Genomic DNA, 12,947 nt, shown 5'->3' on the forward strand with positions numbered 1-12,947 from the left:
ATAACTTTATCCTAGAAGCTCTTTTCTATGCAGCTTCATATTAAATTGGTATTACGCCCTTGCTATCCATTTATATTTCAGCTGTTTCTGGATTTGCTGGAATTGATTTTGTAGTTTTTACCGAATTGATTGTAATACTTGAACTATGAGCCAGTATCGTTTCAAACAGTCATTCTCTGATGATCCCAGCTTAAGCGATAAGCTTTTTAACTTGATGGAAGTCACATTTCCCGGACTCAGCAGTTTAGCAGAATGTGCAAGACAACTAGGTGCATCCTGGGAAACAGCTTCAACTCCGTTTATGCGCTTTCATGATGATATAGCTATTACCCATGTGGGAGTGTTAGAAATTCCCATGCAAATTATGGGACAAAGGCTCACTGTCGGAGGAGTTCATGGAGTAGCTACCCGTGCAGAATTTCGCCGGAGAGGGTATTACCGTGAAGTGATGGAGGAAGTGCTAGGGTATTGCGTTGGCGTAGCCGGTCGTAGACATCGCCTTTACCAAACCCTGGTACTGACGACACCACAACCGGAGCTTTACTTACCTTTTGGTTTTCGTGTTGTCGAAGAACACATCTTCAAAGTTAAGTGTAACTCTACAGGTGGCACTGATAGGTTCCGAGTACTGGATTTTACCAATACTAGAGATTACACATTGCTACATAGACTTTTAGAAACACGCATTCCTGTCTCTAATATAGTTGGCGTAGTCAACGAAAAACCTGTGTTCTGTGTCAATGAAGGAAGTCGTCCCTTATATTATGCAGAAGATTTAGATTTAATCGCCTGTATGGAGATAGAAGATAACCGACTTCATCTTTTCGATTTAGTGACAACGCAGATATGCCCTTTGAAGAATATTATTAGTAAGATACCTCAACCCATCGAAGAAGTGGTGATTTACTTTAGTCCAGAACTTCTGGATGTCAAAGATGTGCAAGCATTCAGCCATACTTTTGATGAAACTGTGCTGATGGTTCGCGGCAAATTTGCGGCGGAGGGCGAGAAATTTATGCTACCCCGTTCTGCAAGGTGTTGAGTCACTCAAAAACAATTGAATCATAATAGAACTGAAAGTTTCATCATTAGGATTGCTTTATGATGTATCAAACTGACCCGCCGCGATCGCCAAAAGATGTATTGCCAACCATGTACGATCTTCCTAGTGAAGACCCAGAGGAGCCTGGTTTGCCCGATCAGTTTCATTTATTGCAACCTCGTCTGTTAGACGAAACCTTTCGTCCACCAAATTATCCAAGCGATGAGATATTTGTTGCTAGCGATCTGAATCTTTATTACGATCCGCGCCGTCCACTATGGTATAAGCGACCAGATTGGTTTGCCGTTTTAGGTGTTTCCCGCCTCTATGAACAACGAGATTTACGTTTAAGTTATGTTGTTTGGCAAGAGGGAGTTCATCCTTTTATTGTGGTTGAATTGCTGTCTCCAGGTACTGAAAAGGAAGACCTGGGGCAGACATTGCGAGATATCAAGCAACCACCAGCAAAATGGGAAGTGTATGAGCAGATTCTACGTATTCCTTATTATGTAGTATTTGATCGGTACAAATATAAATTAAGGGTGTTTAAATTAGATGGCGGTCGTTATGCTGAGATAGCACTGTCAGAGTCACGCTTTTGGATACCAGAATTAGAATTAGGCTTGGGTGTTTGGCAGGGACGCTATCAAGATGTAGAACAGCCTTGGTTACGGTGGTATGATTGGACAGGCGGCTGGGTATTGACTTCTACAGAACAAGAAAGTCAACGGGCTGAACAAGAAAGTCAACGGGCTGAACAAGAAAGTCAACGGGCTGAACAAGAAAGTCAACGGGCTGAACAAGAAAGACAACGGGCCGAACGGTTGATTGCACAATTGCGATCGCTAGGCGTTGAACCTGATATAGATTAACTTGTTGCTTGTTTTATAGCCCTGCAAACCATTCATAGCCCTGATCTTCCCAATAGCCTTTAGTAGGTAACAAATTGCTGACGAATGTAATTTGAGTTACCCACTTGCTTTGCTTGTAGCCCAGTTTAATTGGGGATGCTAGGCGCATGGGCGCACCATTATCAACTGATAAGGGTTGTCCATTCTTTTGATAAGCCATGAGAGTTTGGGGATGTATGGCAGAAGCAAGATCCCAGCTTTCATAGTAGCCATCAGCAGATTTGAAGTAGACATAACGGACGTTTGACTTAGGCTGTACCAGCGCTACTAGATCTCGTAATCGCACACCTCCCCATTGAACGATCGCAGCCCAGCCTTCAACACAGACATGGCGAATTACCATTGAAGTCAAGGGCAGTTTTTGAATATCGGTCATGCTCAATTGCATTGCATTATTGACCTCACCATCAATTATTAAGCGAAACTGTGCTGGATCAATTTGCGGGGTAAAGTCAAAGGTATTTACCAGCAATTTATCTGCTTCTATGGCAGTAACAGGAAATTCAGGTATAGGTTTTTGAGTTAGCAGAAGTGCTTCAAGACTTTGGTTCAATGGCTCAGATATTTGCCGCAGATTATCTGAGAACAAATTTGTTCCACAGCCACCAAGAAGAAAGCCTACCCCTGAAAGCCCAGATACTTGTAGTAATCGACGACGGGATAGGGTACGTTTGGGAAGAATCAGACTCATAAAACCTCTACAGAAACATAGATTTTACTAATTTGACTAATTCAAGGGTTAAAGCAAAGGTAAAAGTCAATATTTCGCATTTATCTGCCTTGCGATCGTCAACCTAAAGATTGTAAGTTAGTTACACACATAAAAATCCCCACGCATTTATTTTCTACTGATAACGGATATTTAATTTGTCTTAAACGCTATTTTAAAAACATAAAAAACCTTAATTAGCTACAAATTTCAAATATGTCAAATAACAAAGACTTTTCATCCGAAAAAAGCTCTTCCGTTAAAAATGTCTTGATTATAGGTGCAGCCGGGTATATTGGCGGAGCGCTGTGCCAAAAGTTTTCTCAGACACAAGATTTTGCCGTATTGGCACTTGTGCGTCCGAGTAGTGATATTGAGGGCATAAGGTTTGACTATTGTATAATCTGGCTTGCGAGTCAACCCTACTTTGCCCCTCAGTATATCAATTTAAGGCGGTTGAACCATGCTAGAAATTCCTGAATATAAAATTTGGGCAAAAATCCATGAAAGTGCTAATTCACGGGTATATCGGGGAATTCGTGAACGGGATCATTTGCCTTTAATCTTTAAAATTTTGAAGAAAGACTACCCCACGCGAGAAGAAATTACGCGCTATAAGCTCGAATACGAAATTACGCGCAGTTTATCATTGGAAGGCGTTATCCAGGCTTACGACTTGCAGCAATATCAAAGCACTTTTGCGATCATTCTGGAGGACTTTGGAGGCGAATCCTTAACAAAAATTATAGCGACAAGAAGGTTTTCCTTAACAGAGTTTCTGAAGTTAGCTGTTCAGATCGCTGAGGCTTTAGGTGAAATTCATAGTGCAAATATTATTCATAAAGATATTAATCCATCCAATATTGTTTTAAATATAGAAACACAACAACTTAAAATTATTGACTTTGGGATTTCAACTGCCCGATCGCAGGAAAAATTAACTCTCAAAAATCCAACAGTATTAGAGGGAACATTAGCTTACATCTCTCCAGAGCAAACAGGTAGAATGAACCGTTCTCTGGACTACCGAACTGATTTTTACTCTCTAGGTGTCACCTTTTATCAACTGTTGACCCATCGGCTGCCGTTTGAATCTAGTGATGCCTTGGAATTGATTCATTACCACCTGGCTCTGGAACCTGTTCTACCTCATGTTATTGATCCAGAAATTCCTGTGATAGTTTCAGAAATTGTCCTGAAACTATTAGCTAAAACAGCAGAGGAACGGTATCAAAGTGCCTGGGGAATTAAAACTGATTTAGAAGAGTGTCTAATCCAGCTACAACATAGGGGACGAATTGAGCCTTTTTTGTTAGCGCAACAGGATATTTCTGATAAGTTTCATATCCCGGAAAAACTTTATGGCAGAGAAAGAGAAGTTGAGACATTATTAGCAGCATTTGCCAGGGTAGCAGATAACAGAGATGGGAAGGATGACCTGTCGTCTTCTCAAGTTGAACTGATGCTGATAGCAGGATACTCCGGTATTGGCAAGTCAGTTTTGGTGCAGGAAATTTATAAACCGATTACGCAACAACGGGGCTACTTTATTTCGGGCAAATTTGACCAGTATCAGCGCAATATTCCTTACTTTGCGATCGCTCAAGCCTTTGAGTCACTCATCAAACAATTACTGACCGAGGACGACGTACAACTGTGTCAGTGGCGAGACAATCTTTTAACCGCCCTCGCCTCAAACAGTCGCGTTATTACCCAGGTAATTCCAACATTGGAATTAATTGTCGGCAATCAACCAGACGTACCAATTCTACCGCCAACAGAAGCCCAAAATCGCTTTCACCAAGTCTTCCAAAATTTCATTCGCGTCTTTACCCAGCCAGAACATCCACTCGTCATCTTTTTAGATGATCTCCAGTGGGCAGATAATGCCTCGCTGAAGCTAATTCAATTGCTAGCTACCTCCACCGAGAAACAATCGTTGTTGTTGATGGGGGCATACCGGGATAACGAGGTAAATGCAGCCCATCCCCTGATCCAGATGGTGGAGGAAATTCGCCAAGGTGAAGGAGTAGTAAACCAACTTTCTCTCGCAGCATTGAGCCTACCTGATATCAATCAGCTGATTGCAGATACATTACACTGCCAACCAGAGGACTCCCTGCCCTTAGCGGAACTGGTGCAATTAAAAACTGGTGGGAATCCCTTTTTCATCAATGAATTTTTGAAATCTCTCTACACGGAAGGGTTACTGGAATTTGATCGCCAAACAAATAAATGGCAATGGTCGATAGAGCAAATTCACAATCAAGGAATTACCGATAATATTGTGGAGTTGATGGCAGGCAAGATTCAAAAGCTCAACATTCAGACGCAGCAAATGTTACAGCTATCTGCCTGCATTGGCAACTCTTTTGATCTGGAAACTCTGGCATTTGCGGCTGAACTATCTCAACGGGAAGCCGCCCAAGCATTGGGAGTAGCGATCGCTCAAGGGTTGATTCTGCCCATGAGCAATGCCTACAAATCGGTTGAGTTGGATGTGCCCCTTCCTGACCACCCTGCAATAGAATACAAATTTGCTCACGATCGCATTCAGCAGGCAGCCTATTCCCTGATGCCAGAAGCTAGGCAAAGAATCATCCACCTGCAACTTGGAAAATGCTTGCTACAAAATACTCCAGTCGAGCAACGAGAACAAAAGATTTTTGATATCACTAATCAACTCAACCTGGGTAAAGTACTGATTCAACAGCAGTCAGAGCGAGATGAACTAGCAGAGTTAAATTACTTGGCAGGTAACAAAGCTAGCGCCTCTGCTGCCTATAATTCAGCCCTACAATATTTCCAGACTGCCTTATCTTTGCTAGCAGAAGATTGCTGGCAAAGGCAATATGCTCTTACCCTAAAGCTCTACATTAAGGCGGCAGAAGCCGAATATTTGAATATCCATTTTGAGCAGGCAAACATCCTGGCAGAGATTGCTTTAAATAACGCTGCAAACTTACTTGATCGCGTCAGAGTTTACGAATTACAAATGCAAATTTGTATGGCACAGCTTGAACTGATAAAAGCGATCGAAATTGGTTTGCAAGTTCTAGAACAACTCGATAGTTCTCTGGTGGTTTTAGAAAAAGAACAGAGCCTACTGATAAAGTTGCCTAGCCTCGACACCTTATCAACCATGCCTGTGATGACCGATCCATACAAACTTTCTGCTATGCAGATTTTAATAATTTTGTGTGGGCCTGTGTTTATGGCGAAGCCGGACAGTTTTCCGCCGCTGATCATCACTATGGTCAACCTTTGTCTTGAGTACGGTAATTCATCATTATCTGCATTTGGTTATGGTCTTTATGGCTTGCTGCTGTCTGGAACAGGTAGGGTCGAGGAGGGATATCACGCTGGAAAAATTGCCCTAGCATTGCTCGAAATGTTCAACACCAGAGAGCTGACTGCAAAAATTTATAACTTATTCAACTCTAATATTAGAACCTGGAAAGAACATGCAAAAAATAGCATTGCTCCCTTGCAAGAAGCGGTACAAGTTGGGCTAGATACCGGAGATATTGAATGGGGTGGTTATGCAGCTGCTAACCTCTGTAGCTATCTGTTTTTCTGTGAAGAGAACCTGGCCGCAGCTGTTCAACAGCAGGCAATCTACGTTGACCTCTGCATCAAACTTCAACAAGAGATCCCAACTTACTTTACTCAAATATGGAGACAGCTAGGGTTAAATTTGCGTGGATTGGCAAAAGAGCGATGCTACTTGATTGGTGAGAGCTTTAATGAAGCGGATATGCTACCGCGTTTAATTGCAGCAAAAACGGGCACAGTTCTGTACATTTTTTATGTTGCTAAGACCATTCTGTTGTATCACTTCGGCGAGTATGACCAAGCGCTAAAACAGGCACACTTGGCACAACAGCAAGCAGGTGCAGCCTTTGGGTTTATGCAGGTGGCAGTTCTCAACTTTTACCATTCCCTGGCGCTTTTGGCGGATTATTCGGAAGTTCAGCCTAATTACCAAGAAACTTATCTACAACAGGTTGAGGCAAACCAGAAACAGATGCAGTTCTGGGCACACCATGCCCCAATGAACTATCTGCATAAGTGGTACTTGGTAGAAGCAGAACGGTATCGGGTGTTGGGTCAGGTGGTGGCAGCAATGGATGCCTACGATCGCGCCATTATCCTGGCAAGAGAAAACGAATACCTCCAAGAAGAGGCTCTGGCAAACGAACTAGCAGCAAAGTTTTATCTGGCAAACAACCGGATAACGATCGCCAAAGCTTATCTGCAAGAGGCAAGGTATGGTTATTTAAGGTGGGGGGCAACCGCGAAAGTCCAGCAGATGGATAAGCAGTATTATCAACTGCTAGAGATAAGCTCAGAAAGAACCGAAAAACGTAAAGTTGAGACTACAGAATCGACTTCAAGTAAGTTAGAAGCACTGGATATAGAAACGGTTTTGAAAGCCTCCCAAGCGATCGCCAGCGAAATTCTGTTAGATAAACTCCTGGCAAAACTGATGACCATCCTGATTGAGAATGCTGGGGCGCAAACGGGTTATCTGATTTTGCCAACACAAGATGAATGGCGAGTTGAGGCGATGGGATCGATTGGCAATGAGACAGTCGCCGTATTGCAATCAATTCCCCTGGAATCGAGATCGGCAGATAGCACTCCATACTTGCCAACTGGACTGATTAATTACGTGATTCGCACCCAAGAAAGCATCGTCCTTGATAATGCTGCTCAATTGGGCAACTTTCAATCTGAACCCTGGATTGTTCAGCACCAATCGAAATCAATCCTTTGTACTACTCTTTTAAACCAGGGAAAACTAACTGGAATCGTCCTTTTAGAAAATAATCTCACCACCAGCGCCTTTACCTCAGAGCGAATTGAAATCTTCAGTTTACTTTCTACTCAAGCAGCCATTTCCATTGACAATGCCCGTCTATTGAAGCAGCAGGCAGAACTGAATGAATCCTTACGGGCTGAAATTACCGAACGCCAACGGGCAGAGAAAGACCGCGATCGCCTAATTACCATCCTGGAAGCCTCTACTGACTATATTGGCATGGCTGATCCCCAAGGCAATATTCTCTGGAATAACACTCAAGCCAACAAACTAGCAGAAAAGCCTTTAGATAAAGATTCTGCCCTTAGTATCCCCAATTATCATCCTCAGTGGGCATTAGAACTGGTTCAAAATGAAGGAATTCCAACGGCAGTTCGAGATGGCACTTGGGTTGGTGAAACGGCTTTAATAGACAGAGATGGCAGGGAATTCCCAGTTTCCCAATTGATCATTGCTCACAAAGCATCAGATGGCAGCCTAGAATATCTTTCTAGCGTCACGCGGGATATCAGCGCCCTCAAAGCAGCTGAGGCAGAAGTCCGCCAACTGAATACTGAATTGGAAGAACGAGTCATCCAGCGAACTGCCGAATTGCAAGCTGCTAACAAAGCATTGGAAGCTTTTTCTTACTCCGTTTCCCATGATTTACGGGCACCACTGCGGGCGATCGTTGGTTTTTCGAGAATGATCCAAGAAGATTACGGTAAGCAACTCGATGCGGAAGGCAATCGTTACCTAAAAGTTGTGCGGGAGAATGCCAAACGCATGGGTGAGTTGATCGATGATCTGTTGAACTTATCCCGCTTAGATCGTAAGGAAATGACCCGGCAACCCGTCTTCTTCAATGAGATGATTCAAAAGGTGCTGAGTGATTTAGCCCCGGATTTGAAGGGTCGTCAGATTGAGTTTGCGATCGCTGATTTACCCATGTGTCACGCTGACCTTTCACTGCTCAAACAAGTCTGGATAAATCTGTTATCAAATGCGATCAAGTACACCCGCTACAAATCCTCTGCTTACATTGAAGTGGGCTATGAGGTTATGGATGGGGAAGGAGTGTATTTTATCAGAGATAATGGAGCCGGATTTGATATGCGATATGCCGATAATTTGTTTGGGGTATTTCAACGTCTGCACCGCGAACAAGATTTTGCAGGTACGGGGATCGGACTAGCGATCGTGCAACGCATTATTCAACGCCACGGTGGGCGTATCTGGGCCGAAGCAGCGGTTGATCAAGGCGCGACCTTTTACTTCACCCTTCCCAATAAAATAAACCATGACTGACCAACCCATTGATCAGCCTACTGAACCATTTTCTGAGCAACCAACTTTCATTGTATTAGTTGAAGATAATCCTACTGATGCCGAGCTAACTATTCGTGCATTGCGTCGCGGCAAAATCAGTAATCAGATTCAACTGCTCCAAGATGGAGCCGAAGCCCTCGATTTTCTCTTTTGTCAGGGAGACTACGCCCACCGTAGCATGACAAATCAACCCAAAGTCATTTTGCTAGATTTAAAACTCCCAAGGATAAGTGGATTAGAAGTTTTACGGCAACTCAAGTCTGACCCACGCACACAAATGATTCCGGTTGTGGTGCTGACTTCTTCTGCTGAAGACCAGGATATGATCGAGAGTTACCAACTTGGGGTGAATAGCTACATCGTCAAACCTGTTGATTTTGAACAATTTAACGAAGCAGTCAAACAGCTTGGTTTTTATTGGGTTTTGTTTAATCAATTACCAGTTTTGTAAAAGGGATTGGAGATTGGGAACTTTGTTCATCCACCTCTGAACTGGATGAATCCACCTCTGAACTAGGGTGTTGACTTTGTGAGAAATTGGCTCAAAAATTTTCATGAGTCAACACCATACCTAGGGGCGACCCTCCTGCTTAGGTTAACAATAGGGGTAGCTGGCGACTTACTTATCAATGGTTAATTGAGGACAGGATAGTCTGTATATCCCTTATAAAACCCACAATCGTCAACGGAATCATCACAGGCAGCCGCATAAAAGGTCGCAGGATCAGGTTGATTGAGTGCAGCATTCCGACGAAACCGTTCCGGCAAATCTGGGTTCGCCAAAAACAAAGTACCAAAGGAAACCAGATCCGCATTGCCGTCTGCCAATGCAGCATTCGCACTTTCCTTAGTGTAACCACCGTTTAGCATGAGAATACCCTTGTAGATAGGTCGGAATAAGCTGGTGGGGATCTTTTGCCCACCGTGGCGCAAATCGGCCTCGCTAGCTTCCATCAAGTGCAGATAGGCGAGATTAAATTCATTGAGAGCTGCGATCGCATAACTGAAGGTAGCAATGCGATCAGAATCTGCCATGCCGTTATAGGTGTTACTGGGCGAGAGTTTGATGCCAACTCGCCCAGTACCCCACACTTGCACCACAGCATCAACAACTTCGAGTAAAAATCGAACTCGATTTTCCAAGGAACCACCGTAGCGATCGCTGCGTTGATTGGCATTATCTTGTAAAAACTGGTCGATAATATAGCCAAATGCCCCATGAATTTCTACTCCATCAAACCCTGCTGCGAGGGCATTTTCTGCCCCTTGTTGAAACTGGTGAATGATTTCGGAAACCTCATCCGTTTCTAGTGTTCTTGGTGTGACATAGGGCTGCATTCCCTGGGGCGTAAAGGTTTGTCCTGCCGCTGCGATCGCGCTGGGGCCAATAGGGGTTGCCCCTTCTGGATGCCAGAGAGGATGGGCAACTCGTCCAGCGTGCCAGAGTTGTAGGAAAATCCGTCCTCCCTGTTGATGAACCGCATCGGTTACTAACTTCCAACCCGCTGTTTGTTCAGGGGTAAAAATGCCAGGAGTATTGGGATAGGCGGTACTGAGGGAAGAAACTTGAGTGGCTTCTGCAACGATCAACCCTGCCGATGCCCGTTGAGCGTAGTAAGTCGCGTTCAGAGCGGTTGGAATTTTCTTTTGTCCACTACCTGCACGGCTGCGCGTCAGGGGAGCCATAGCAATACGGTTAGGAAGCGTTAGGGAACCCAATTCTAGCGGTGTAAATAGGTCAATTTCCCTCATATCTCAGCTCTTATCCTTTGATTTGATGACGGTTATTTTGATTCGTGCTGCTATCATAGACTGGCAATACCTCTTTCGCGCCAATCCATTCAATGCCGTAGACATTGGTACTCGCCCGCAGCAGCAGCCCACCAGCAGGTTAGGCCCCACTATCCCCAAGCCATCATTGATCACGCAGTCGAAATTGCTCAACTTTCTGCTGTCGTTTAACGCGCTTTTTGTGCCTACTTAACACATTAAATATCAACAAAAAATTATCGGGAGCATAATTCAAGCTAGCACCACCTCTACATCAACATTGCCATGAATAGCTTTCGAGTAGGGACAAAGCTTGTGTGCTTGGGCAACAACCTGTTCAGATTTCTCTTGGTCTTGATTAGGAAGCGCGACAGTTAATTTAGCAGCCAACATATATCCACCATCGTTTGGATCTCTGCCAATGGTTACAGCACATGTAACCGTGGCAGTTGAAGCATCAATACCTGCTTTTTTTGAAACTAAAGCCAGCGAACCATGAAAGCAGGCGGCATAACCTGCTGCGAAAAGCTGCTCCGGATTTGTTCCTTGCTCTGTGCCACCTAGTTCAGCAGGAAACGCCAAGTTCAAATCCAGCCAACCATCGTTACTTTGGGCATGACCTGACATCCGTGCATGTCCCTGTTGCCCTGGTGTTACAGTCACCACAGCTGTATACAAAGGCTTCATCACTGCACCTTCGTACTGTTGCCCTAGTTGTTGCATCAGTTCTTCTTTCTTAGGATTCATGAGTCTCCCTTTATCTTTCGACACTCATTCCAGCGATCCAAAAGTTTATTGGACTACTCCAAAGTGAGCTTGTTCACAAGCAGCGCCAAATCAAATCAATTGTCCCACGAATGTTGTGAAAGAAGCATTAGAGACAGTACGTTTTTTGGATGTTGAAGACTGGGCGGCTTAAGTTTTTGGCCAATCCATGCTCTCAAAAAGAAGAATTTTGTTTTCTGCCGCAACTGACAACACAGAAACTGCATGAAGAATTTTGAGCATTTCTCCCACAAAATCAACACCCTACCTCTGAACTGGATGAATCCACCTCGGAACTCTGTTCATTATGCCTCATACCCTACTGTCGCCAGCTAATATCCTTTAGCACCGCTGCCAATTTTTCAATATGTGCTGCTTCATGAGTTGCCATTAAAGATATTCTGATCCGACTTGTGGGTACTGTGGGAGGGCGAATTGCTGGGGCAAAAATGCCAGCATCTCTTAGCTGTTTTCCAGCTTTGAGTGCATCTGTGGCACTGGGCAATTGAAAACATAATATAGGTGATTCTGAAGGCAGCAATCTTAGGCTAGGTAGCTGTTGTTGCAGTAAATTTTTTAAGTAATGTACATTTCCCCACAATTGGGCACGGCGTTGCGGTTCTTGTTGCACTATCTTGATTGCTGCTAAGGCCGCGGCTGTATCAGCAGGTGAAAGCCCAGTGGTATAAATCCAACTGGGTGCGCGGTTGCGTAAAAAGTCAATTAGGGCGCTACTTCCTGCCACATAGCCGCCTAAACTACCCAAAGCTTTACTTAAGGTGCCAACTTGAATTAACTGCTTTCCTGTACATCCAAAATGTTCGACACACCCAGCCCCAGTTTTTCCTAGTACCCCAGTGGCATGAGCTTCATCAACCAGCAGCATACAGCTAAATTCATCAGCGAGATCCAACAGTGCAGGTAACGGACATAAATCACCATCCATGCTGAAGACAGTATCAGTAAGAATCAAACAGCGTCGGTAATTTTGCCGCTGCTGGTTCAACTGAGTTTTTAATACTGCAATATCACAGTGTGGATATTCCACAACTGCTGCACCACTGAGAATCGCTCCATTTTTTAGACTGGAATGATTGTACTGGTCAGAGAATATTAAATCGCGCTTGCCCACAAGGGCGGTAATTGCACCCAAATTTGCTAAATACCCGGAACTAAATACCAAGGCATCTTCTGTTTGTTTGGTAGATGCGATCGCCTCCTCTAACTCCCTGTGTAACTCCCGATGCCCACTGAGTAATCTAGAACCAGTGCTGCCAGTGCCAAATTCTGCGATCGCAGCAGTCGCGGCTGCCATCAACCGCTGATCCCCAGTCAGCCCCAAATAGTCATTGCTGGCAAAATTAATTACCTCTTGCCCAGCTAAAACCACCGTTGCACCCGGACGACCGTGGATTGTTTGTACTGAACGATACCAGTCTGCCCGATGAATTGTTGCTAAGGACTGTTCTAGCCAGGCATAAGGGTCAGTCATTGGGGATGGGGGGCAGGGGAGCAGGGGAGCAGGGGGGCAGGGGAGCAGGGGGGCAGGGGAGCAGGGGGGCAGGCAGGGCTGTTTCATTCGTTCAGATCGCGATTTTGTCAACAGTATCAGCCAAA

General features: G+C 44.4%; 8 protein-coding genes. 4 read left to right on the forward strand and 4 right to left on the reverse strand.

The features are described 5' to 3' along the window. Positions 1-145 precede the first annotated feature (145 nt). Positions 146-1,042, forward strand: a complete 897-nt coding sequence (locus tag RMY27_RS34510) for a GNAT family N-acetyltransferase (RefSeq protein WP_322669302.1) — start codon at positions 146-148, stop codon at positions 1,040-1,042. Between the two features lie 62 nt (positions 1,043-1,104). Next, the gene (locus tag RMY27_RS34515) at positions 1,105-1,914 is read left to right on the forward strand and encodes a Uma2 family endonuclease (protein WP_322669309.1); all 810 of its coding nucleotides are present in this window, start codon (positions 1,105-1,107) and stop codon (positions 1,912-1,914) included. Between the two features lie 13 nt (positions 1,915-1,927). Here the strand turns inward: RMY27_RS34515 and RMY27_RS34520 are convergent, their stop codons facing one another. Continuing rightward, the gene (locus RMY27_RS34520; RefSeq protein WP_322669303.1) at positions 1,928-2,644 is read right to left on the reverse strand and encodes a molybdopterin-dependent oxidoreductase; all 717 of its coding nucleotides are present in this window, start codon (positions 2,642-2,644) and stop codon (positions 1,928-1,930) included. 481 nt (positions 2,645-3,125) lie between these two features. On the opposite strand from RMY27_RS34520, the gene RMY27_RS34525 reads away from it, so the two are divergent. Both RMY27_RS34525 and RMY27_RS34530 read left to right on the forward strand, forming a co-directional pair. Then, positions 3,126-8,774 (forward strand): AAA family ATPase, encoded by a 5,649-nt coding sequence (locus RMY27_RS34525; protein WP_322669304.1) that lies wholly within the window; start codon positions 3,126-3,128, stop codon positions 8,772-8,774. Further along, entirely contained in the window at positions 8,767-9,246 is a 480-nt protein-coding gene (locus tag RMY27_RS34530; protein WP_322669305.1) for a response regulator, read from the forward strand. Before RMY27_RS34525 ends, RMY27_RS34530 begins: the two co-directional genes overlap by 8 nt. A gap of 182 nt (positions 9,247-9,428) precedes the next feature. Here the strand turns inward: RMY27_RS34530 and RMY27_RS34535 are convergent, their stop codons facing one another. The 3 genes from RMY27_RS34535 to bioF form a co-directional block, all read right to left on the reverse strand. Further along, complete coding sequence (locus tag RMY27_RS34535) at positions 9,429-10,547, reverse strand: alkene reductase (protein ID WP_322669306.1); 1,119 nt, start codon at positions 10,545-10,547, stop codon at positions 9,429-9,431. Positions 10,548-10,817: 270 nt separating this feature from the next. After that, a complete protein-coding gene (locus RMY27_RS34540) occupies positions 10,818-11,312 on the reverse strand; it encodes an organic hydroperoxide resistance protein (protein ID WP_322669307.1) in 495 nt (164 codons plus the stop codon). A 337-nt stretch (positions 11,313-11,649) separates the two neighbouring features. Then, complete coding sequence (gene bioF / locus RMY27_RS34545) at positions 11,650-12,822, reverse strand: 8-amino-7-oxononanoate synthase (RefSeq protein ID WP_322669308.1); 1,173 nt, start codon at positions 12,820-12,822, stop codon at positions 11,650-11,652. Between the last annotated feature and the right edge of the window lie 125 nt (positions 12,823-12,947).

It is taken from the genome of Nostoc sp. DedQUE09, assembly GCF_034530915.1.
Classification (GTDB): domain Bacteria; phylum Cyanobacteriota; class Cyanobacteriia; order Cyanobacteriales; family Nostocaceae; genus Nostoc.

Excerpts from the sequence above, each read along its gene's own strand:
- RMY27_RS34535 (WP_322669306.1), bottom strand. The coding sequence starts at position 10,547 with ATGAGGGAAATTGACCTATTTACACCGCTAGAATTGGGTTCCCTAACG.
- bioF (WP_322669308.1), bottom strand. The coding sequence starts at position 12,822 with ATGACTGACCCTTATGCCTGGCTAGAACAGTCCTTAGCAACAATTCAT.
- RMY27_RS34525 (WP_322669304.1), top strand. The coding sequence starts at position 3,126 with ATGCTAGAAATTCCTGAATATAAAATTTGGGCAAAAATCCATGAAAGT.
- RMY27_RS34520 (WP_322669303.1), bottom strand. The coding sequence starts at position 2,644 with ATGAGTCTGATTCTTCCCAAACGTACCCTATCCCGTCGTCGATTACTA.
- RMY27_RS34510 (WP_322669302.1), top strand. The coding sequence starts at position 146 with ATGAGCCAGTATCGTTTCAAACAGTCATTCTCTGATGATCCCAGCTTA.
- RMY27_RS34530 (WP_322669305.1), top strand. The coding sequence starts at position 8,767 with ATGACTGACCAACCCATTGATCAGCCTACTGAACCATTTTCTGAGCAA.
- RMY27_RS34540 (WP_322669307.1), bottom strand. The coding sequence starts at position 11,312 with ATGAATCCTAAGAAAGAAGAACTGATGCAACAACTAGGGCAACAGTAC.
- RMY27_RS34515 (WP_322669309.1), top strand. The coding sequence starts at position 1,105 with ATGTATCAAACTGACCCGCCGCGATCGCCAAAAGATGTATTGCCAACC.